This window comes from Roseateles sp. (assembly GCF_049240545.1).
Taxonomy (GTDB): domain Bacteria; phylum Pseudomonadota; class Gammaproteobacteria; order Burkholderiales; family Burkholderiaceae_C; genus Paucibacter_A.
Genome location: NZ_JBMLSK010000338.1, coordinates 44,662 through 69,275, shown reverse-complemented (window position 1 = coordinate 69,275; position 24,614 = coordinate 44,662). Strand labels below are relative to the sequence as shown.

3 protein-coding genes are annotated in these 24,614 nt (G+C 63.4%); 2 read left to right on the top strand and 1 reads right to left on the bottom strand.

The genetic code is table 11. From position 1 onward, the window contains the following. Positions 1–31: 31 nt before the first annotated feature. The gene (locus ACOVRJ_RS21280; RefSeq protein ID WP_422045821.1) at positions 32–385 is read right to left on the bottom strand and encodes an Arm DNA-binding domain-containing protein; all 354 of its coding nucleotides are present in this window, start codon (positions 383–385) and stop codon (positions 32–34) included. Between the two features lie 893 nt (positions 386–1,278). Between ACOVRJ_RS21280 and ACOVRJ_RS21275 the strand changes: the two genes are divergently transcribed. Continuing rightward, entirely contained in the window at positions 1,279–3,858 is a 2,580-nt protein-coding gene (locus tag ACOVRJ_RS21275) for a TolC family outer membrane protein (RefSeq protein ID WP_422045820.1), read from the top strand. A 142-nt stretch (positions 3,859–4,000) separates the two neighbouring features. Further along, positions 4,001–24,613 carry a VCBS domain-containing protein gene (locus ACOVRJ_RS21270; protein WP_422045819.1) on the top strand — a complete coding sequence of 6,871 codons (20,613 nt, stop codon included), beginning with the start codon at positions 4,001–4,003 and terminating at the stop codon, positions 24,611–24,613. Position 24,614 lies beyond the last annotated feature (1 nt).

Below are 24,614 nucleotides of genomic sequence, written 5' to 3'. Positions count from 1 at the left end.
CCCCTGGTCAAAATTCAATCGGCGCGGGTGGTCAAAATTCGGTCGGCGCCAACACGGCCGCAGTTTTGAAAGTGATGGCAGTTGCCTGCTGGGCGCGTAGTAGGCTCGCCGCCTCTCGCTTCCGTTGGATAGGGTCAATGCCTTGAGCAATTTCGTCGCGGGCCTTCCGGGCGCGTTCCTTGGCTTGAGCAAGAGGAACATCTGGGAATCCACCCAAGCCGATGTGACGTCTTTTTGTTCCGACCATCACACGCAATACCCACGATCTCGATCCCGATTCAATGACATAAAGGTAGAGACCAGCCACCCCGCCTACGGCGTGATGGCCGGGCTGGGTCAGCCGACCCACCGACAGCGGAGAGAGTTCTTTAGCTTTGCGTGCCATAGGGAAGATGCGGTAGATTTATCTACCATCGTTTCTACCATAGGCTGTCCGAATGCGTTGTATTTAATTGGACGCAGTTGGATCGTAGAATGAGCGTCTCTCCTATGAGAGCGCTGAATTTTGAACGCTTTTGGACGTCGTTGAATTGGATGTAGGGGGACCCCCTCTCCTCCAAGTAGTAAGCAAAAACGGGCCCTAGCGGCCCGTTTTTCGTTTCTATCTGCCAGCGTTCTGCCAATCTCGGGCCCATTGCCTTCCGGGCATCGCCGCAGTACTGATCGACCGTGCAGTATTGGTTGTTGGCTGTTTTTCTGTAGCCTATTTTTCAATAGCGCCTACATCCAACTTGAGTTCTTGATGCCGGTCGACCAGGCCGGCGTACTCGCGGTGCATCGGCGTGTCGTTTGACGCCACTTCCGTCGTCACTTCCGTCGCCGGGTCGCTGAGCGTGGATCACTGCTGCATGTAGTGAATGCGCAACGTTGTCTTCATCGAGAACGGCAGGCGGCCGCGTCGAGCCTCGGGCATGGAGGATGCCACCAATTTGGGTTCAGGCCCCACTCGTCCCATTTCGTCGAGGGGCGCACGTGTGCGCGTGCGCGTGCGTTTGGGTGACTCTCCAAGTCCAGGGCTTGCATGTTTCTTGACGCATGTTTTCCCTGTTATGCAGCGCTTCCCAAAGCTGAATTGCCCGGCATGAATGCAGACCTCCCTTAACAAAGTCATAGCTTTTCGGAGTTAGAGTTTGGTTTCTATCTTTGAGAATGACAAAATAGATATATTGGTGCGTAGGCGGCGTGAAGCCCGAGACGAAAGCTAAAAAAACGCTGAATTCGAGCTCGGGTTCGGCCACTGTTGGGGGCGTGCACCAAGTCTGGTGTGCGATGGAGATGATGAAAAAGCGTTTGGCCTTTGCGGCCGTTCAATGGTCTTTGGCCGCTTGCGTTGTTGTGGCCCCTGTTTGGGCATTTGGTTTGCCGGCGGCCTACACGGCGGTCGCTGAGTCTCACCTTGATGGCAAGGCGACGCTGCAGCTGACCTTGCCGGTGGGGCGCTTGACGCAGCTGCTGCCTTTGAAAAATGGCAACGGCATTCGCCTGAACCTCAAGCAGGTGGAGCGGGCCGAGCTCGACAATATGGTTCGCCAGCTGCTCGCGAATCCCGCCTTGGTGAAGTCCGCGCGTGCCGACGTGCTGCCCAATCAAGAGGCAGTGCTTTGGCTGGAATTCTCGCCCAGTGTCCAACTGGTCCATCAGGTTTTGAGCACGCCGGCGACGGGCTTGTCCCGTTGGGACTTGCAACTCCAGCCTCAAGCGCCTGTGAACACGCCGACGGCAGTGGCCGTGCCTGTGGAGTTGCGTGAGCTTCGTTTGGCTGCGCGTGATGATTTGCTTGATATTCATCTGTCCGGCAGCGCTGAGCTGGCGGCAGAAGTGTCTGTGCTGGATCAGCCGGGGCGTTTGGTGGTGGAGTTCCCCGGGGCCAGCATGGCCTCGGTTGAGTGGCTGGCCAGTCAATTCAAGGCGCCCGCCGTGCCGCTGTTTGCGCGGGTTAGCGCGGCCCAGCAAGGCGGAGTGCCACGTCTGGAATTCAGTTTCCATGAAGACATCGATCTGGTGGACAGCCTCGGTGAGGTTCGTGACGGCAAGGGCCTGATTCGCATCAGCTTGGCCGCGGATCGGGCCGTGGCTCAGGCTCGCCTGGGTGCGGGTGGCGCCGCCGGCGATTTGCAGCTGCGCAGCATTGATGCCAAGTTGACAGGTCGTGCCATTGAGTTGAGTTTGCCGGGTGTTCCGGTCTCGCGCCTGCAGTCCTATGCACTGGATGAGCCGCCGCGCTTGGTGGTGGACTTGCTGGGCTGGCGCCCTGACCAGGTGCGCGATGCCGCCACGCGCTTTGTTTCGCCGCATGCCAGCATTGGCGCGTTGCGGGTCGAGTCCAGCCGTCTGGGCTCGGCGCGCTTGGTGTTTGATTTGACGGCCGCCGCGCCCTTGCTCTCGCGCGGCGCTGCTGACGTGGATCGTTATGCCTTGGCCCTGCGTTTGCCGGGTGTGGCTGCCCCGGCGTTTGATGCGGGCAAAGCGCGCCCGGCGACTTCCTTCGCACGCCGCGATGAGCGCCTGGATCCCAAGGCGCCGCTGGTGGTGGTGCGGCCCTTGCTGCTCGTGCCGCCTGAGCAGCGTGCGCCAAGTGCTGAAGACAATAATGGCTTGAGTCGCTTGTACAACGCTGCCTTGGACCGGGATCCCAAGTATCTCAGCGCCAAAGCAGACTTTGAAATTGCGCAGCAAGCCGTGCCGCAAGCCCGCGCGGCCCTGTTGCCAACGGCGTCGATTGACTATCAAAAGTCTTATCTGCGTCAGGACATTCAGCAGGCCTCGAACATCACCTTCCCTACCGGAGTGACGCGCTATCCCAGCGCCAATTTGTCCTTGACCATCACCCAGCCGCTGCTGCGCTTGCCGGCGGTCATCAAGCACAGCCAGGCGGGCCTGTCTATCGACCAGTCCCGCTTCAATCTGCTGGCGGCCGAGCAAGAGCTGATCTTGCGTGTGGCCAGTGCCTATTTGAATGTCCTGGCAGGTACCGACGGTGTGGATCTGGCGCAGGCCGAGCGTGACAGTACCGAGCGTCAGTTCGAGCTGGCGAAGGCGCGCAAGTCCACGGGCCTGGGCAATGTGCCTCAGCTTTTTGAAGCCGAGGCTCGGTTTGCGCAGGCGCGGGCGCGTGAACGTGAGGCTCGCAACCGCTTGGAAGATGCAAGGCTGGCGCTGAAGGAAATTGTGGGCGAAGACCCAGGCGAGTTGCGCGGCTTCAAGGGTGACTTTGCGCCGACAGAGCCCATGCCTGCTGAAGTTGGTCCCTGGGTCGATGCGGCGGCGGAGCAAAACCTGGCCTTGCAGGCGCGCCGCCTGTCGGTTGAGATTGCTGGTTTGGAAATCCGGCGTCAGCAAGCGGGCTATGCGCCCAGCATCAACTTGGTGGCCTCGACGGCCAATCAGGACACGGGTGGCTCGCTGTTCGGTCGCGGCCAGCGCTACAACAACACGGAAGTCGGTGTGCGCGTCAACGTCCCGCTGTTCGAAGGTGGCATGACGAAGTCCTTGGTGCGCGAGGCCGTGGCTCGCAAGGAGAAGGCCCTCAATGAGCAAGAGCAGGAGCTGCGCCGCAGCGACCGCTTGGCGCGTACCGCCTTCAATGGCGTGTTGGCCAGTGTCGATTCTGTCGAAGCGCTGCGCAAAGCCGTGCTGGCTCAGCAAAGTGCGCTGGAAGCTCGCGAGGAAGGCTTGAAGTCAGGTCTGTTCAGTCCCATCCAGTTGATGGATGCTAACCGCCTGTACTTCACCGCCAAGCGTGAATTCCTGCAGGCCCGTTACGACTACCTGCTGAACCGATTGAAGCTCAAGCAGGCGGTAGGCGTGCTGAGTCGGAACGACTTGGACGATTTGGGTGCCTTGCTGCAGATCCAGTGATCACCTGAGTGCACAGCCTATACCAGGGCGGGCATGATCAGCCCCAGTGGCTGCCTGCCACTGGGACACACGGGATATGAGCGCGTCGCCACACCAGCTGGCCGGGGTGGCGACTTCAAACAAGATTCAGCGGGATTGACCAGTGAACAACTCCTCCACCAAGTCCAAGCGCAAGTTCAATGCAGCCCAACTCTTGCGCAATGCGCTGGGCGTGAGTCGCCTCAGCGTGCCGGCGCCTAGCCGCCAGCGACGTCTGCATATCGAGGCGCTGGAGCCGCGCCACTTGCTCTCGGGGGAGGGCTTGATCCTGCCGCCAACGCCTGAACGTTCGGCACTGGAAAGTCAGCAGCTGCAGCTGCCCATCGAGCACTTGCTCGAGCAAGTTGCGGCCAGCACACCCGGCTTCACCGGCGATGCCTGGCGGCCCGGGCAGGGCGCGGCGCAAACTGCGCAAACTGCGCAAGCTGCGCAGCGGGCCGATGAGGTGGTGTTTGTCGATCCTTCGGTGCAGGGCTTTGAGGCCTTGTTGCAAGACGCGCTGGGCCAGCGCCAGCCGGGACAAGCGGCCAAGGTTGAGGTGGTGGTGCTCGACCCCCAGCAAGACGGCGTGCAGCAAATCAGCCAATGGCTGTCGCAGCGGCAGGGCTTGACGGCGATTCATCTGATTTCGCACGGCGAAGACGGCCGCATTGGCCTGGGCCGCGGGGAGCTCAATGCCGACAATCTGGCAGCGCAAGCCGACTCGCTGCAACAGTGGCGCTCCGCCTTGGCGGCCGATGCTGACATCTTGGTTTACGGCTGCGATGTCGCAGCCGGTGCGCGTGGCCAGGCCTTCATCGAACAGTTGGCGGCGCTGACCGGCGCCGATGTGGCGGCGTCCAGCAATATCACCGGCGATCAAGCCCATGGCGGTGACTGGCTGCTCGAGCGCCAAACTGGCCAGATCGACGCCCAAGCACTGTTCAGCGCGGGGCAGACTTACGCCGGCCGCCTGCAACTGAGCGCGGCCACTTTGACCCTGAACGCCGGTGTCCAAGCGCAGATGCTGGCCGTGCTGGCGCAGGTGGATGCCAATGGCACCCAGGCCCTCAAGCACAGCTTGATCAATGCCGCCTTGCCGGGATTGAATGAGAGCGTCAACCAGTTCATCGGCCTCAGCAGCCAGAACGGCGCAGGTGCCACCACCACGCTGTTCGGCCTGCAAACCGCGGCGCAAAGCTATTTCACCAGCCAGGGCGCGGCCTCGACGCTGGACGGACTGAGCACCGCGCTGCAAGCTGCCGTCAAGGCCAAGACCGATGCGATTCAAGCCGGCAAGAGCGGGCAGGCCTGGTCGGTGACACTCACCCCTAGCTTTGATGCTGCTGCGCCCGAGGTGGTGGCCGGCTTCAAGCTGGCGATTGATTTGGACTGGACCCGAAGCAATCAGAACTTCACCCTCAACTGGAAGCTGGGTGGTGTTGACAAGAGCGAGGCCTGGACCGGCACTGCGCAAGCCGGCGTGCACATTGCCTTGAGCGCGGGCTTGGTGCTGGACGGTGTCAATGCCAACACCCAGCCCTCTGCTTTGCCCGGCATGGCTGCGCCGAGTGCGGCCCAGAGTTTCTTCAAGCTGGAACGTTTTGAGGTCAGCCTGGAACTGGCGCCGACCGGCGCGAACAGCTTCCATTTGCTGGCGGGCGTGCAGACCGCGCTGCGCGATCCGGACAATAGCGACAACAAGGGCCGCCTGACCCTGGCCGACATCGGCGGTCAAAGTGCCGCGCAGTTGCAGCTGCCGCAGATCACCGCCAGCATCGATGGCGCAGCCTCGGGCTCGGGTTTCTTCGGCAAGGTGGTGGGTGGCGCGCTGACGCTGCAAGCCTTCAGCGACAGCAATCTGGACGCCACCGGCAATGGCTTGAAAGCCGTGTTCGACGCTGGCAAGCTGCTCGGCGGCCAGCTCGATTTGCAAGACAGCCTCAGCCAGGTGTTGCCCTTCGCCGACACCGGCATGGCCAGCCTGTTGAAGACATCCGACGGCCGCAGCCTCGGCGATGTGCTGGCCTTCAAGACGCTGCAGGGCACGACGGTGCTGGACGACTATCTGGCCGAGGCGGGCAACAAGACGCTCAGCGGCCTGCTGTCCCGGCTGCGTGACTATCTGACGGCGCAAGGCCGCTACAGCCAGCTCGAAGCCTTGGTGGCGGCGGACTTCAGCACCGACTTCATGGACATCCTGGGCAGCGGCGCGCGCTCAGGCAGCACGGTGATGCTGGAGCTGGGCCTGACGCTGTCGCGCGACTTCACGCGGCGCTTCACTTTCAAAGACAAGCTCCAACCGCTGGGTCTGGACTTCCTGCCCGGCAGTGCCGTGCCCCTGAACGCCACCGTTAGTCTGGGCTTGCGTTATGACACCAGCACCGCCAAGTCCTTGGAGATCACCCAGCTCGACGCGCGTGTGCGCAGCACCGGCGCACTGGATGCGGCCATGTCCCTGGGCATGTTGGAGGCGCGCGCCCGTGGCAGCCTGAATTTTGATACCGGCACGCTGGTGATGCGGGCGGGTCATAGCACCGAGTACGCCCAGGCTCATTGGGGCACTACGCCGGTCCAGTCTGGCGCCGATGCCCTGAATCCGGCCGAAATTCTGGCCCCCAGCAGCCAAGACTTTGATCCGGTCACCAAGGGCAATTGGGCGGTCCAGACGGCCGCCCAAGTGGCGGCCTCGGCCAGCTTTGATATCGAAGGCGTGATCGGCGCCGGGGCCAGCGGCAGCACCAGTTTCAGCACGCTGGAAGGCGGCACGCCCCATGTGGAGATCAGCTTCAACGGCGGCAATGCGGCGCTCTGGTCTGAGGTCAAGAGCAAGTCCTTGCAAGTCAGCAGCAGCAACTTCGTCAAGCTGCAGGCCTTTGCCGCGCTCGATGCCAAGGCACTGACGCAGATGATGCAGGACCTGGGCACCTATTTGCGCCAGCTGCGCGATGCCGGCCCCTTCGATGCCGTGCTGCCCTTCACCGACAAGCGCTTGGGCGAGGTGCTGGACTTCAGCAAGCTCTTCAACCAGGTCTTGAACGAGAAGCTGCAAAACAATGGCGGCGCCACCCTTGTCGGCGGCCGCTTGATCTCGCCGGTGTTGCCTGCCGACACCAGTTTCGATTTGCAGATCCAGCGCCCCGGCGATCTCGCGCCCACCTTGGTGAGCGTGGGCGTGCGGGCCTCCGAGACCACGGGCTTCACCCACATCAACCAGCTCGCCGAGCTGATCAATCGCAAGCTGGCCGCGGCACTGGACGGCAATCTGCGCTGGCAGGCCGACCAGGCGGCGGCGCAAGCCATCGTCACCCAAAGTTTGGCCGGCGGCCTGGCGCTCAACAGCGCCTTGCGCAGCAATGAAGAGCAGCGCATCGACTTGCTGGTGGCGGGCGGCAATTTCAGCCTCAAGCTCGGCAATGGCGGCACGGCGACGTCCATGTTGTCGGTGCTGTCCAGCAGCATCGAGGTGCAGCAAGCCCTGGAGTCCTTGCCCGAGATCGGCAAGGGCAATGTGCTGGTCAGCGGTGGGCCTAAGCACTACATCGTTTCATTCGTGCGCGAGAAGGCCGGGCAAGCGATGGACTTGCTGCAGGCCAGTCTCAGCGACACCAGCGCCGCCAACGCCGGCGGCCTGGTCGATGTGATCAGCAGCAATCTGGCCACGGGCAGCGATGGGCATGTCTGGGGCCGTCTGAATATTGTTCAGGCCCGCCCGGGTGTGGGTCTTGACTTGCGGGTCTCGGCCTCGGCCGGTGCCAGCGTCAGCGAAGTCACTGCAGGCAAGGACACTGCCGACGCTGTTCAGCGCCTGACCCTGGTGCATGCGGGCGATGGCAGCTCCTTCATTCTGGGCGGCACGAAAGCCGATGGCAGCAAGTTCACGACCGCGTCGATCAGCCGGCCCGGCAATGCCGGCAGCTGGAGCCAGCCGATTGCGGATGCGCTCAATGCCGTTTTGGGCGCCGGTTCGGTCAGCGTCAACCCGGTGGCCAGTGACACCATCAGCGTCAATCAAGGCGTGCAGGTGTTTGACATTGTTTTCAGCGGCGCGGCCGTGGCCAAGAAGGCCCAGGCCTTGTTGGCCGTCGATGGCCGTGGCCTCCTGGCTAAGCTGGAGGCGCAGGGCGCACTGACGGTGCTGAGCCCGGCAAAAATGGCGCTGGGCAACGCGCCCGCCAGCAATGAAGTCCAGCGCTTGATGCTGGATCAGGCCACGGCCGGCAGTCTGGGCTTTGGCGTCACGGTGGGCGGCAAGGTGTATGAGTCCAACCCCGTCAGCTGGAGCGTGCTGCAAGGGGCTGGCAGCGAGGCCGCGCTGAAGACCGCGCTGGTGGATATGTTCCGCCAGTGGGATGCCAATTTCTCGGCCGACAGCCTGCAGGTCAGCCAAGTGGCGGGTCGCGCATCGACCTGGGACATTCAGTTCGCCGGGCCCTGGGCCGGCGGTGCCGGCCCTGCGCTCAAGCTCAATCTGAGCGGCCTGATCGGGCCGACCAGCAGCGGCTTCAAGGCCTTGGACAATCTGGGCTTCTCGCTGGCCGGACAAGACAGTCAGGACAATCGCAGCAGCAGCTTCCGCAGCTTCAATGACTTGATGCATCGCTTCCAGCAAGCGGTCAATGAGAGTCTGGCCGGCACCGGCACCAGCTTCTCGGTCAACCCCCGCTTCGATCCCGCGAGCACCAGCCTGCTCTTCGATCTGGACTTGCGTCCGGCCAGCAGCACCGAAGCCGTACGCTTGCAGCTGCAAAGTGCCTTGGGCAATCTTTCGGGCATCAGCACTCAGGCCACGCTGGAACTCAGCAGCAAGAGCTATTTCAAGACGACGGTGGGCATTGATCTGCGCCAAGTCAACGGCTTCTCACTGCGGGCCGGTGGGGCTTATCAGACCACCATCAAGAGCAGCATGGATGCGCCCGCGAAAATCGGGCAGGACGGCAATTTCGGCCTGAGTTTTGACGGTGAGCGTTACGACTTCAGCCTCTCCGCACAGGCCAGCCAGAGCAATGCCTCCGCTGAGGATCTGCGCGCGCAGCTGCAGACGCTGCTGAACGGCCGCTCGGTCGCCGGCGGTGGTGTCCTCTCCAGCCTGGGTTTTGCCAAGGTGGGCGATGCGGTCAAGGTGCGCCTGGATGGCAAGAAGCTGAGCCTGGTGAGCCTGGCCGGTAGCGAGGCCTTTCAGCTGAGCATTCCTTCGGATACCGATTCGATGAGTGCTGTCTTGGGTTTCAAGCCCACGACCATGTACACCCAGATCAAAGCGGTCAAGCTGCCTGAAACTGGCCGCCTGAGCGCCAATGCCAATTTCGAGCTGGTCTTTGATCAGTCCGGCCCGGTGTCGGTGACGGTGTTGCGCGACAGCGGCAACGCCACGCTCAAGGACTTGCTGGACGACATCAACGCGACCCTGGGGCAGACCGATGTCAGCAGCCACGCCTATCTGGGCGCGGGAGGCAAGGGCTTCAACAATCTGGGTCAGTTTGTGCGCGCAGCCCTGGTGAACAACCAGATTGAGCTGATCAGCACCAGCCGCAGCATCGCCTCGCTGCAGATTCGCACCAGCGGCGCTGATCCGGCAACGACCGAGTTGGGCTTCACGCCCGGCCAGTTCGCCCGCACCGGCGGGGCCGAAGTGTTCCTGCAAAACGCCAGCCTGGGTGGCCAGTACAGCGCCATCGTTCATGGCCAGGTGGGCAATAACGCCGCCGTGCTGGACCAGGCCGGCCGGGCCCGCCTGGGTCTGCTCGACCTCACGTTCGGCGCGCTCAAGGCCGACTACCAGGGCAGCCTGAGCTTCCAGCTGCGCAATGGTGTCAATGGCCAGGCGGGTGATCGGATCAGCCTGAACAGCTTGTTTGATGCCGTCGCTGCGCAGGACATTCAGCTCGGCCTGGGCAGCTCCTTGAGCACCAATGACACCAGCGCCGGCCTGGCCGCCACGCTGACCCCGGCCTCGGCAGACGGCCGTCTGCTGCGCGATGTGGGCCTGCAGGTCACCATTGGCGCCTTGCGCCTGGATGTGGTGGTGCGCCAAGCCGACACCGCAGGCAATACCAATCTGGCCGATCTGGCCGCGGATGTCGATGCGGCGATTCATGCCGCCGTGCTGGCCAAGCTGGGCAATGATCCCTATGCCGGCCACGCCTTTGTCGGCGTGGACAGCACCAGCAAGGACAAACTGAGCTTCAAGGCTGCCAACTCCACCCTGAGCCTGGCGCAGAACGCCGCGCAGATGCTGGATGCCAATACCGGCCGCCTGCTGGTGGACTTGCCCTTGACGCTCACCCAAGGCGCGACTCAGCTGAACGTGTTGGTGAATGCGGCCAGCACTGCAGGCAATAGCTCGATGGCGCAGCTGCTCGATAGCATCCGCACGGCGGTGGCCGAGGCGGCGCGTCTGAAGTTGACCAATACCAGCGACGCGCAGACCCTGCGTGATCTCAATATCATCCTGGCCCGCACGGTGCAGCCGATGGCGGTGGCCGATGGCCTGCTGCTGACCGGCAGTTCCGGCCTGCTCAGCATCTCACGCAATGAAAGCGCCTTGGCCGCGACGGCACCCTCGCTGGAGCGCAATCCCGAGAAGTTCTACAACAGCGCCAATGGCCGCTTGTTGCAGGACTTGACGCTGGAGGCTGTGTACGACGGCGCCAAAGTCAGCTTCACGCTGAGCGTGGCGGAAAGCCAGTCGCATCAGTCGATGGACGATCTGCTGGCCTCGCTCAATACCAAGCTGCGCGCCGCCCTGGTGGCCGCCAAGACTGCAGCTCAGGGCGATGCGGCACTAACAGCAAAATTGGACGGCATGCAGGCGGCGCTGGACGGCCTGCCGATGCAAGTCAGCGGCAATCAGCTGCAATTGCAAAGCGACCGCGGCCTGACGATGGCCAGTGGCACGCTGACGCTCACCAACCTTGACATCGTCGGCCGCGCCTTGCTGGCCGATTTCGTGACCAGCCCGGTCTTTGCCAATGGCGCCGGTGCGCCCGGCAGCAGCCCGAGCGCTTCGCTGACCTTCGGCAATCTGGCCGTGCTCACCCCTGCCGGCGTGAGCACCACGGTCACCTCAGGCACCACGCTGGGCGTGACGGTCAACAATCTGGTGGCCGCCCTCAGTGGCGAGGCTAAACGTGCCGATACGGTGTTGGTGCCGAGCGATGGCCTGGGCCAGTTGACCGCCTTGAGCCAGATGAACTGGGGCAATTTGGTGGGCGAACTGAGCCTGCTGCCGCAGTTCATCGGCGATCTCGCAGGCATGGGCAAGTTCGGAGAGCTGGGCCGCTTGTTGCCGCTGCTGGGCAGCAGTCTGGGCGACTTGTTCGGCCTGAAAGACCTGTTCGCCAAGGTGGTGTCGCAATTGCAGAAGCAGACCAGCGGCAGCCTGCAGGAGATGCAGGCCTTGCTGGCCGCCGCCTTCGGTGCCAGCGCCGGCGATATCCAGCTGGGGCTGGATAACGCGGCCGGCGCCGAGGCGCTGACCATCCGCCTGCCCCTGACGCTGAACATCAACCAAAAGCTGCCGCTCAAGCTGCTGCTCAAGGACCCGGATCTGCTCAAGCTGCTGAGCCCGGCGCAGCAAACCGCGCTGGCCAACCTGGCGGGCAACTTCAACCAGCTCAGCGATGTGGACGGCTCGGCGCTGATGACCATCAGCGGCAGCTTCCGCCTGAATTTGGCCTTGGGGCTTGACCTGTCCGGCGGCGCCAATCGCGGCAAGCTCTTCCTCTATGACCACCGCGCCGACACGGCCAAGACGGCCACGCTGGACGATGACACCGGCACCTTCGCCACCTTCAGCCTGACGGCGGTGGGTGAGAAGATGGCCTTCGACAGCAACCAGGGCCTGTACTCCTTGGCCGTGCGCGACGGTTCCGCCACGGTGGTGCAGAACGCCAACTGGCAACTCAATGCCGGCGACAAGGCGAGCGATGCCGATCGCCTCTATCTGAGCCCCAGCACGCCGCTGAATGCCGACGGCCTGGCCAGCATCAAGAAGGATGCATTCGACATCTGGGTGGACAGCGCAAGCAAGGCCACGGCCAAGCTGCCCATGCAGCTCTTGCTGTCCGATGATCTGGGCCAGTTGGCGATCCAGAACATCGAAGGCTTCGTCAACCCCATGCCGCTGGGTACTTTGGAGTTGAGTTTTGCCAATCTGGCCAAGGGCTTCGCCTTCATCGGCGGCGACACCTCCCAAGGGCTCATCAACGCCCAGGTGCTCGAAGCGGCCAAGCCGCCGCGTCCGCCCAGCACCGGCAATGGTTCGGGCAACACCACGCCGGAAGGCGCGCCTGTAGATACGGCCGATGCCAGGCTGCCTGGCAGCAACCTCAACCCTTACCAGGACAGTACGGCCGGGCAGGGCAGCAGCACCTCGGGTGCCTTGCCAGGCGGCCAAGCGCCGGGTAGCACCTCACCTTGGGGTACGGGGGGCACCAATCCCAGCTCGGCCGGCTTTGATCTCAGCTTGGTGCTGCCGAATCTGAAGAACTGGCAGAGCGTGATCACCAGCGTGATCGAGAAGGCCGGCGGCGGTGCGTCCACCGACGACAAGCCGATCAACTACTCGCTGATCTTCCTGCTGCGCGACCCGACCATCATCGTGAACACGGTCGACACCTTGCTCGGCACGGTGCAAAAAGGCCTGGACGCTTTCAGCTCGGTGCTGAATCTGCCCATCATCGGCGACAAGCTTAGGGATGCGACGCAGTTCATTGCCAACCTGCGCGGCAATCTGATCGATGCCTTGAAGGACGCGCTGAGCTCCGCCGTGGCGGAGTACGGTGGCCTGGACAATGCCCTGCGCATGTTCTTGTTCAAGCAACTGACGCTGGACAAAAATGGTGACGGCATCATCAACGCGATTGATCTGGCCGAAGAACCCTTCCGCAACTTTTTGCAGGACTACAACGGCGACGGCAAGATCACAGCGGACGATGTGGTGGTGGAGTACATCGCCGGGCCGCAGCGCCCGCTGGACCCGCGCCTGGCCAAGTATCTGGGCGTGGAGCAGGGCAATACCAAGCTGGTGATCCCGGCCATCTTGCCGGGTCAGCGCACCGCCTGGGTGACGGCTGGCGTCAACACGCCGGTCTGGGAAACCGACAGCAACGGCACGCCTTTGCTGGACGGCAATGGCGCCAAGATCCCCAAGCTCAATGCCGATGGTTCGCAGGTCTACACCCAGAGCGCCGGCAATGTGGTGATGGACGCCAGCCTGCGCAAAATCGTCGACGATGTGGTGGGCGCCATGACCAGCTCCGGCGCCACGCTGGAGGCCTTGTTCAACAAGCTCAAGGCCACCAACGACGACTTCAAGAAGAACGGCTATCCCGACACCATCGAGAAGATTGCCGAATTCGTGGTGAAGGCGGCGGCGGACGTCAACAAGTCGGGCTACAACTACGACGCACTGCTGCGCGACCTGTTTGGTGGCAGTGTGGCCATGGCCGCGGCCAAAGAGGTGGCGAAGAAGTTCAAGCCCAGCGATGCCGCCAAGAAGGACGCGGCCGACACGCTGAGCCGCGACTTCGCCAATGGCAGCTACGACGTTCCCGCCACCTTGCTCAATGAGTTCAAGCAAGCGGTGTTCAAGCGCGCCAGCACCATGGCGACCAATGTGGCCCTGGGGCAGAGCAGCGCCATCCAGTTCCGCATGAAGCTGGGGCAGACCTACACGCCCCAGCTGGATCTGGGCTTTGACATCGGCATGCCCGGCCTCAACCTCAAACTCGACGGCGGCCTGGATCTGCGTCTGGGCTGGACCTTCTATCTGGGCTTCGGCGTTGACATCAATGACGGTTTCTACGTCGTCACCAATATGCCGGGCACGGCCGGCATCGGCGAGCTGACCAATCTGAAGAATGACGGCACGGTGGATGCCAGCCGCCCCTTCGTCAGCAATCCGCTGGACGCGCACATCAACAACCTCTGGCTGGTGGGCAAGCCCACGCAAGCCAATGCGGTCAAGGAGCTGCAGTTCACGCTGGACGCCTACCTCAAGAGCGGCAGCGACGGCGGCCCGGCCTCTTTGAAGGCCGAGGTGCTGACCCTCAACGGCACGCTGACCGACAACTGGGACGGCTGGATCCGCGACAACGACGGCGGTATCTGGGGCAAGGGCGAAAACAAGGTGACCGGCGAGCAAATGAGCCCCACCTATGGCCGCACCGAGGAACTGTTCCGCGGCCAGACCGGCAAAGACGGTTCACGCACCCAGTTCCACGGCGCCTTCTCGGTGGACTTGAAGGACCGCGGCCTCTTTGGTGTGGCGGCGCTGAGCAAGCTGACCAATGGCCGATTGACCTACGCCGACCTGCGCGCGGGCAAGCTCAGCGATCTGGTGAAGGTGGACTGGGCCGCGCAAGCCCAGGTCAATATGCGAATGACGCTCGGCAGCACGCTCGGCCGCTCGCCGGGCGACAAGAAGGAGGGCTTTCTGCCTGAGGTCAAGGGCGATCTGCATCTGACCTGGCAAGACAGCAGCAAGAGCGCTGTGGCCAAGAAGATCGATGGCTTCTTCGCCGAAGGCTACGAGAAGCTGATTCACTACCAGCCCAGTGTCTGGATGACAGATATGTATCTGGACGCGGGCACCTTCTTCTCGCTGTTCCTGAAGCCGATTGTGGGTGTCGTCAATCAGGTCACCGGCCCCATCATGCCGGTGATCAATGCACTGACCACACCGATTCCGGGTCTGAGTGAATTCATGGGTCGCGACTACAGCGCGCTGGATCTGGCCTCGGACATGGCCAAGATTTCGGGCGGCAATGCCAAGGTCGACTTCGTCGTTGCGATGGCGAACATGATCCAAGTGCTGCAAAAGCTGCCGGAGAATTCCGACGGCCTGCTGCTGTCGGTCGCCAAGTCCATGATCATCATCGGTCAGAAAGATCGCAAGCTGAACTTCGGCGCCAGGTTGCCGGTGCCTGATGTCACGGTCAAGCTGCCTTACAAAGAACTGCCTTCGGTTCATGTGGATGCCGGTGACGGTGCCACGCATTTCGACCTGGACTGGGGCGTGGGCTTTGACAAGGACCTCAAGCTCAGCGATGCCATCAAGGGCAATCTGCCCAACTTCAGCTTCGACTTCAAGCTCAGCGCCGATGCCAAGGTGCCCGCACCCTACGAGACCTGGAAGGTCATCGACTTCACCATTGCTGGCCTCAAGGACACCACCGGTGCCGATGCCAAGTTCAAGATGGAGATCGGGGTTGGCTGGCAGAACCTGAAGGTGTCCGACATCTTGAGTGGCAATATTGCGCCGCAGTTCGACGTCAAGGTCACTTGCTCTGACATCAACTTCAATCTGCGCACCTTGCCGCCGCTGCAGATCAAGGTGCCCAAGATCACTGCCCGCGTGCTGGGCCAGGACTATGAGTGGACCACCGCCGGCGCGGATGCCAACGGCTACCTGAATGTGGAATGGGCCGGCCCGCTCAAGCTGCTGCAAAACAACAACCTGCCGCGCTACCAGATCGCGGATCTGAGTGGCGCCTCGATCGCGCTGCCGGAGATCAAGCCCTTCTTGTTGCCGGTGGAATTCAAGCCGATGACGGTGCACTGGGACTTGATGGGCAAGGAGCATGTCTGGAAGGCCTTCGACCTGAGCGCCGCTGCGGCCAAGTTCAATACCGACTATGCGCGCCTGATCGACTTCAGCTCGGGCCAGAAGGTCAGCGTCGCTCTGCCCGATGTCTGGTTGCCGACGCTGAATCTGCCGGACTTCCTGCCGGACTTTGACTTCAGCTTGCCGGACTTAAGCTTCCTGAAGAACCTGATCCCCAGCATCTCGGTGCCGGATCTGCCGGGCCAAGTTTCCATTGGCCTGGCTGACGGTATGAACGATTTCAAGGCGGCCTTGAAGAAACCGGGCAGCGCGCTGAAGTTCCCGGTGCTCGACGATCCGCTGGGTGCGGTGATCAATATGCTGAGCGGCAAGCCAGCGGACTTGATGACCTTCACGCCGCCCAAGCTGGAGGTCAATGTTGGCTTCCGCCAGCAGTTCCCGATTTACCCGCCGCTGTTCGGCGGACTCAAGGGCGAGATCAATCTGAAGGCCAATCTGACCTTCGGTTTCGACACCTTCGGTATTGCCCAGTTCCTCGAAAGCCAAAAGATCACCGATATCTTCAACGGCTTCTACGTCGGCGACAACATCGTGCGTGGCAAGGACATGCCCGAGGTGGTGCTGCAGATGAAACTGGCCGCCTTTGCCGAGCTCAACGGCGGCATCATCCGCGGTGGCGTCGAAGGCGGCATCCGCATGATCGGCACGCTGGATCTTTACGACGAGAACAAGGACAACAAGTTCCGCGCTTTGGAGATCATCGCGGCGGCCTCGGACGATCCTTTCGACGTGGTCGAGATGCATCTGAAGGGCACGGCCTATATCGCCGCTTACCTGGACGTCTTTGCACTGGTCAAGTACGTGCGGGTGTTCGAGTACACCTTCGTCGAAGCGACGCTGTTCGAGTGGAAGCACGACCCTGCATCCAAGAAGCCCGTGCTGGGCTCCATGGACGGTGATGTGCTGACCCTGCATATGGGTTCGGGCACGGCCGGTATCGACGGCAATGCGGCCATCGACAAGAGCGCGGCCGACCGCAAGCGCCGCGACACCACCGACGGTAACGAAGAATTCACGCTGACCGAGCAAGGTGGCCTGAAGGTGACCGCCCTGCTGCCGAACGGCAAAACCTATGACAAGACCTTCGCCGGCGTGCGCAAGGTCAAGGCCTACACCGGTGCGGGCGACGACAAGATCGATGCTTCGGCACTGTCTGCCAATGTTTCCGTGCTGTTCGTGGCGGGTGGTGGCAGGGACGTGCTGATGGGCGGCGCGGGTGACGATGTGCTGATCGGCTCTTTGAGCGGTCAGGCCACCTTGTACGGTGGCGGCGGCAATGACCGCCTGATTGCCCGAGGCGGTGTGACCCAGATGGAAGGCGGTGACGGCAACGACACCTACCGCTTCCTCAATGGCTGGGGTCAGGCCACGGTCAGCGATGCCAGCGGCGCCAATGTGCTGGACTTCAGCGCGCAAACCCAGGGTGTGGTGCTGAACGACGGCCTGCATCAGGTCAGCCAAGGCGCCAACAAGGCCAACTTCAGTGCCAGCGATCGCATCGACCTGGTCAAGGGCGGGCAGGGCGCCGATCTTGTGGACTTCTCGGTCAATCAGGCCGATCTGCTGATCACGCTCACCGGCATGAATGCGGGCTGGGTCAAGAACTCGGCCAGCGGCATGGTGCAGACCGGCCTGATCGCCGGTCAGGCGCAGACGCTGGCCGGTGATAACGCCGGCTTTGGCTACAAGTTCGAGGGCATGGAGCACATCATCGGCGGCCGCGGCAGCGATGTCATCCGCGTTCGCGACGGTGCTGGCGTCAGCGGCAGCCTGACCGGCGAGTCCACGCAGGGTGATTTGCCCAATCAGCGCAACACCTTGGACTTCTCCGAGTACCAGCGCGGTGTCACCGTCAATCTGGAGGGCAATAGCGCCTTCGGCAGCAGCGGCTTGAGCAATATCGTGGTGCGCGGCTTCCACAATGTGTTCGGTGGCGCGGGCAATGACCGCCTGACCGGTGATGGCCGCAACAATCTGCTGGTCGGCAATGGTGGCGCCGACGTGCTGGAAGGCCAGGCGGGCAATGATTTGCTGATCGCCGACAACTTCATCAGCTACAAGAACGAGGCGGCCAAGCCCAATGGTCTGCTCGCGATCAGCGACTATCTGAGCCTGCAAACCGCCGGCGGCTTGGCTGGCTTTGGCATGCCGGGGCAGAGCGTCAATCGCACCTGGATCTGGAAGGGTCAGACACTCGAGAACCTCAGCCTGGGCAATGCCACGCAGACCCTCAAGGGCGGCAGCGGCGACGACGTCCTGATGGGCGCCCTGGGCTCGGATACCTTCAATATCGGCGGCACCGGTGAAGGCAATGACACCATCATGGGTGACCTGGGCCAGATCGTGGTCGACTTCGAGTCCCGCCAGGCCTTGTTCGCCAAAACCTTTGGAGGCCTCGGCGGCAGCGCCGACACCATCTACTTGGGTGGCGGCAGCAATCTGGTGCTGGCGGGCAATGGTGGCGACACCATCGTCGGCGCCGACACGGCCAGCAGCAGCAACATCATCCTGGCCGATAACGGCGAGGTCAGCTTCAAGCGCGCCCTCAATGCCAAGGGCAAATGGACCTTCACCGAAGTGGATGGCTTCCAGCACATGCTGGACTACGCCACCAGCGTGGTGGGCGAAACCGGCGGCGGCAATGACACCATCTCCTTGGCCAATGGTTCGGCCCTGGTGATCGGCGGCGCGGGCAAGGACCAGATTGGCTTCTCGGCCGGGTCTTCGATTGCCAAGAACTTCCGCTTCATCGCCGGTGACCACGCCCGCGTGGAGACCGACGCCCGCGGTGGCATCAAGGCCTTCTACAGCCTTGATACGCAAGCCTCGACCGGCGGTGATGACCTGATCATGGTGGGCGACCCACGCGACGCCTCCGACCGCTTCCTCGGCAGCAATTTCATCATTGCAGGTGTGGGCAGCGACACGGTGCTGATCAGCGCCGGGCTCGACGCCGCGACCGGCGCCTACACCTACGGCCGCGCCCAAAGCAGCGATGTGATCATTGGCGACAACGGCCGCATCGAGCGGCATGACAGCGTCCCAGCGGCCGGCAGTGTGGCGGCCATTGGGAACCAACTCAAGAGTGTGCTGTCCACTGACTTTGCTGACGCCAGCATCCCTGCCAAGGACCTGATCGTCACCGGCAATGGCGACAAGACCATCATTGGCGGCTCAGGCGAAGACACCATCACGGTGGCGGCTTTCGGCGCGGATGCGGTGGTGGGTTCGCCGCAGTCCCAGGCCACTCGCTTGATCGCGGGCGATAACGCCAACATCAGCTTCGACGCCGCAGGCGGCATGACCGAGATGGTCTCGACCGATCAGCGCGCCGAGACTGCCGGTGCTGACCGCATCGCCGTCGGCAGCGCAGGGGACGCGTCGAACCATTTGCTGGGCAGCAACTTCATCATTGCCGGCTTCGGCAGCGATACGGTTTTGGTCAGCGCTGGCCTTGACGCCGCGACTGGCGTGCTCAGCTATGGCCGCGCCCAGAGCACGGACGTGATCATTGGTGACAACGGCCGCATTGAGCGTTCCGTCAGCGTGCCGGCCTCGGGCGGCCAGGCCGCGGTGCCGAACATCCTCTCGCGGGTACAGTCCACTGACTTTGCCGATACCAGCATCGCCGCCAACGACCTGATCGTCAGCGGCAATGGCGACAAGACCATCATTGCTGGCTCTGGCCTAGACCGCATCACGGTCGCGGCTTATGGCGCGGACGCGGTGGTGGGTTCGCCGCAGTCTCAGGCCACGCGTTTGATCGCGGGCGATAACGCACGCTTCAGCTTCGATGCCGCAGGTGCTATGACCGAGATGGTCTCGACCGATCAGCGCGCCGAGACCGGTGGCAATGACGTGATTCGCATCGGCAAGGCCGGCAGCAACACGGCGCTGGGCCTGAACTTCGTGATCGGCGGCATGGGCAGCGATGATCTCTTCATCGCCGGGGAAGTCGATGCCAACACCGGCCGGGTCATCAAGGGCACGGGTCTGAGCGAAGACGTGCTGATCGGAGATAACGGCCTGATTCAACGGGCGGCGCTCAGCAACAAGATGTTGCTTGTTCGTTCAACCGAGACCGATAAGGGCGGCAACGACCGCATCGTGACGGGCAACGGCGCCCAAGTGATGTTGGGCGGCTTCGGCAGTGACCTGCTGCAAGGCGGCAGCGGAACGGCGATTGCCATCGGCGACAACGGCGAACTCATCTACGACCAGCTGGCCAAGAACGGCGTGCTGCGCCAGGCGCGCAGCATTGACGAAGCCATCGGTGGCAATGACATCCTGGGTTTTGGCGAAGGCTACAAGCTCTTGATTGGCGGTTTCGGCCGCGACTCGGTCGAGGTCAGCGCCACTGGGCAAGGGGTGGCGGCCGATCTGGCCTTCGTCACCGGCATTGCGGGCTTGGTCAACACCACGGGTCTGAGCGGCGCCGCCTTGAAGGCCGCGCAAACCGAGAACCGTGGCCGCACCGGCCGCTTCGTGGCCGGCGACAACGCTCGTGCCTTGTTCGATGCCAAGGGGGGGCTGATCGAGTTCGGCTCCACGGATGCCATCAGCGCGACCGGCAGCGACGATGAGATCACCCTCGGCGCGCGCGACACCACGGCTGACCTCGGTTTGCAGGTGGTGATGGGCGGCATGGGCAGCGACCAGATCAGCGTGCGCTCGGGCAGCCGCAGCGAGGACGTGATCTTTGGTGACTCGGGCGAGTACAAGCGCCAAGCGCTTGGCTACGGTGTGCTGGCCATCAACAGCCTGGCGGCCGATAAGGGCGGCGACGACCGTATCAGCACCGGTGCCGGTGAGAAGATCGTGCTCGGCGGCATGGGGGGCGACCGCATCGATGTGGCCACGCGTGAGCGCAGCGACAACAGCATCGTGCTCGGCGACAGCGGCGCGCTGGCCTACGACCCGACCGGCAATGGCAATCTGCAAACCGTCAGCAGCCGAGAGTTGGGCTTCGGCGGCGATGACCTGATCAGCTTGGGCGCCGGCGAGATCGTAGCGCTGGGCGGCTATGGCCGAGACAGTATCAAGATCAATGCCGACAGCCGCAATATGCGGGTGGTGGTGGGCGATAACGCCGACCTGCGCTTCTACGCCGGTGCCACTCCGGGCGAGCGCAGCCTGGCCGAATTGGTCAGCTCCGACGCCAGCATCTCGACCGGTGACGGCGACCTGATCCAGGTCGGCGTGGCCGGTGCAGACCAGGCCGATATGGGCGAAGCCATTTTGGTTGGCGGCATGGGCGCCGACCTGATCAATGTCAGCGGCCGAAGCGCCAAGGTGGTGATGGCCGGCGATAACGTCGAGTTGCGCCGCCATGCCAATGGCCAGTTGCTGTCCATCGGCAGCTTGGGCCTGGACCAGGGTGCAGGGGACATCCTCAGCACCGTGGCAGGCGATGTGGTGATGATTGGCGGCGTCGGAGGCGACACGATCCGCGCCGGCAGCGGCAACAGCCTGGTGCTGGGTGACTCGGGCCGCTTCGTTTTCGATGCCTCCGGCTCGGGCACTTTGCGCCAGGCCATCAGCCTGGGCCTGGCCCTGGGTGGCAATGACGATATTGCCTTGGGCAATAGTGGCGCCACTCAAGACGGCGACAAGGTCGTGATCGGTGGCGGCGGTGCCGACACCATCCTGATCCAGTCGGTGCGTGGTTCCAGCGATTTGGCGGAACCGCGAGCCAGCGCGGCCAGCAATCCCGAACGTGCGGTGGCCGGCGACAACGCCGCGCTGCAGTTCGACAGCGCCGGCCGCCTGACCGACTTCATCACGCTGGATGCCGACCCGGCCACCGGTGGCAATGACGATATTCAGATCGTGATGAGTGGCTCGGCCCTCAATGCTACGGCCTTGACCGATGTGAATATCGTGGCCGGCGGTGTGGGCAACGACCGCATCAGCATCACCGGCGCCAGCCGCAGCCGTGACGTGATCAGCGGTGATAACCTCGAGTTCCATCGCACCGATGGCAGCGCGGCCGACCCGGCGCGGCGCTACCAGAACCTCTACGCCGAGGCCATCTATGGCGCGGTGGGCGGCGATGACGAAATCCGCATCGGCGCCGGCGAGAAGATCGTGCTGGGCGGCGCCGGCCATGACAAGCTGGAAACGCAGACCCAGGGCGGCGACGACTACAGCGTCATGCTCGGCGATGCCGGCAGCGTGGTGTTTGAGTCCGACGGTTCCGGCCGCCTCAAGCAAGTCTTCGCCACTCAGCCGCTGGTGGGCGGCAATGACCGTCTGCAAGTCGGTGGCGGGCGCAGCTATGTGCTGGGCGGCCGCGGCAGCGATGTGATCACGGTCAACGCCAGCGATGCGCAGCGCCGCATTCTGGTGGGAGACAACGGTCAAATCGACTTCCTGGCCGGTCAGCCCAGCTTTATACAGAGCACCGGGCCAGATATTGCCGACCCCAGCCTGAACGTCGACACCTTTGTGTTGCCGGCCACCGGCAGTCAGGTCTTGCTGGGCGGCAATGGCCTGGATCAACGCCTGGGCGGTGTCGCCGCGCGCGACATTCAATTGCCGGGCAACGGCAGCATCGATCTGCGCGACCCGCTCAACACGGTGATCAGCGTGACGGTGCTGGGTGAGTACGGCGAACTCGGCCTCTTCGGCCGGCCGCTGACCAAGCCCGATCCGAACAGTGGCGCAGGCAATACCGAACCCATCACCGGCAGCCCCAGCGGCGAAGGCCAGGTGGGCGAGGACGGCCAGCTCAGCGCCAGTGGCAAGCTCGGCCTTGCGGCCTTGGGTGGCGGGGCGGCGACCTTCCCGGTGCAGACCTTGGTGGGCCAGTACGGCCGCCTGAGTTTGTTGGCCGACGGCAGCTGGACCTATGTCCTGGACAACGCCAGTGCGCAAGTCCAGGCGCTCAAGAGCGGCGAAACCCGCTTGGACAGCTTCATCGTGCAAACCCTGGACGGCAGCAGCACCGTGGTGAGCATCACCGTCAAGGGCCAGGATGACGAGACCCTGTTCGGCGGCGATTTGCAGGCTGGCCTCAGCGAGAACCAAGGCTCCGCCTTGTCGGGCCTGATCAGCTTCAGTAATGCCGATGCTGGTTTGCTGCTCATGCAGATGCAGCAACGCCGCACGGCTTACGGCCAGTTCACGCTGACCGAGGGTGGTGCCTGGACCTATGTGCTTGACACCGCATCGGCCAGTGTGCAGGCCCTGGTGGCAGGTCAGCAAGTCGAGGACACGATCGAGTTGCGCGCCAGCAATGGCACGGTGAGCCTGCTCCGCATTCGCATCACCGGTGTCAACAACACGCCCGTGTTCGGCGGTAGCGCCGCTGCTGTGGCCGTGGATGGCAGCCAGCAGACGGTGGGCGGCCAGCTCACCGTTCTGGATGCTGATGCGGGTCAAAGCCTGTTTGTGGCCAAGCGCCAAAACAGCGCCTTCGGCCAGTTCAGCTTGGCGGCTGACGGCAGCTGGCAGTACCAGCTGGATTACGGCTCCGCCGCACTGCAGGCCTTGGCCGAGGGCGAGGAGCAACTGGATCGCTTCGAGGTCCTCAGCGCGGATGGCAGCAAGACGCAGGTCGTGATCACGGTGCGCGGCATCAACAATGCCGCTGTGATTGGCGGCGGCACCAGCGCGGGGCTCAAGGAAGACAGCCGTGAGCTGGCGCGCGGCCAACTCAGCATTGCCGATGCCGACGCGGCTCAGAGCCGCTTTGTGGCGAGCCAGCAGCGCAGCGCCTTTGGCCAACTCAGCTTGCAAGCTGACGGAAGCTGGGTGTATCAGCTGGATGCCCAGTCCACTGCGTTGCAGGCGCTGGTCGCGGGCCAGCAGCAAGTCGACCGCTTCGAGGTCCGCAGTGTCGATGGCAGCGTCGTGGCGATCAGCATCAACTTGACCGGCGTGAACAACGCTGCACAGATCGGCGGCAAGCAGACCGGTGTGGCTTTGCAAGGTGACAGCCAGGCGGTGCGCGGCCAACTGAGCGTTGTGGATGCGGACGCCGCGCAGTCCGCCTTCCGCGCCAGCCAACAGCCGGGCCAGTTCGGTCAGCTGAGTCTGGCGGCGGACGGACAATGGCAGTATGTGCTGAATGCCGAGTCCAGCGCCGTTCAGGCCTTGCGCGAAGGCGATTTGAGGCAGGAACGCTTCGAACTGTTCAGCGTGGACGGCAGTTCTGTGTCGGTCGTGATCGAGGTGCGTGGCACGGTGTCGCGACAGGTCGATGTGATCGCCCGCGAGTTGGAGCAAGCCCGCAATGAGGCGGGTGATGCGGCGAGTTTGCTGCTCGCCGTATCGCCCAACGCGCAGCGTGGTGGCACCTTGAGCGCGGCTGCTGCTGCTGCTGCCGGCTCGCCAAGCCAGACCGCTCAGCAGCTGAATCAGGAGATGGGCAGCCTGCTCGGCAACTCGGCCGCGGCGCGACCCGGCGAAGGCGCTGTTGTCGTGCTGGACTTGTTCAATGCCTCTCGCTCGAACGAGCAGGGTCGGGCTGCCCCGACGGCGTTTGATCGCGTGCAACAGGCATTGCGCGAGGCCGAACGCAGCGCTCCGCTGCAAGAGCGTGGCGAGTCGGGCGTGCTGGGTCTGTCCGTGGGCGAGTCGTCCGACCTGGCACCTGGGTTTGCGTCCGCAGGCACAAGCGCTGCGCAGGTCACGAGCTATGCCTTGGGTGCGCAGTTGTTCTGGAATGTGCAGACCGCTGTTCCGTCGGGCGTAGGTGTTGGCCTGGATGCTTTGCGCGCCCATGCCTTCGAGGGCGCTTATCTGGCCCTGATGACCGGGCCGGGTGAGTTGGCTGCTGCGACGGTCGGTGCAGCTGCCGAACTGCTTGGGGATAATGCGCAGCCGCAGCGGGATGTGGTGGCCGAGTCCAGCGCGTCTTCGAAAGACGGCGCCGTTGCTGACCCAACTGCGCTGCCCAAAGCCAACCCAGGCGAGGCGGCAGCGGCACCGCGGGCGGCGGCAGATTCGCAGGCCTTGTTGGCCGCGGGTATTGGCCTGGCGGCATTGGCGCGGCCTGCTGGGGCCGCCGCAGGCGCAGCACCCAAAGTGCGCTGGGATGTCAGGCCGGGCGGCGGGTCTGCCGGGTCGCGCAAACCCAGTGAAAACAGCCGTTTTGGCAAGTAGG

What these genes read in the sequence shown, in the direction of transcription:
- ACOVRJ_RS21275 (WP_422045820.1), top strand. Translation starts at nt 1,279, where the DNA reads ATGAAAAAGCGTTTGGCCTTTGCGGCCGTTCAATGGTCTTTGGCCGCT.
- ACOVRJ_RS21280 (WP_422045821.1), bottom strand. Translation starts at nt 385, where the DNA reads ATGGCACGCAAAGCTAAAGAACTCTCTCCGCTGTCGGTGGGTCGGCTG.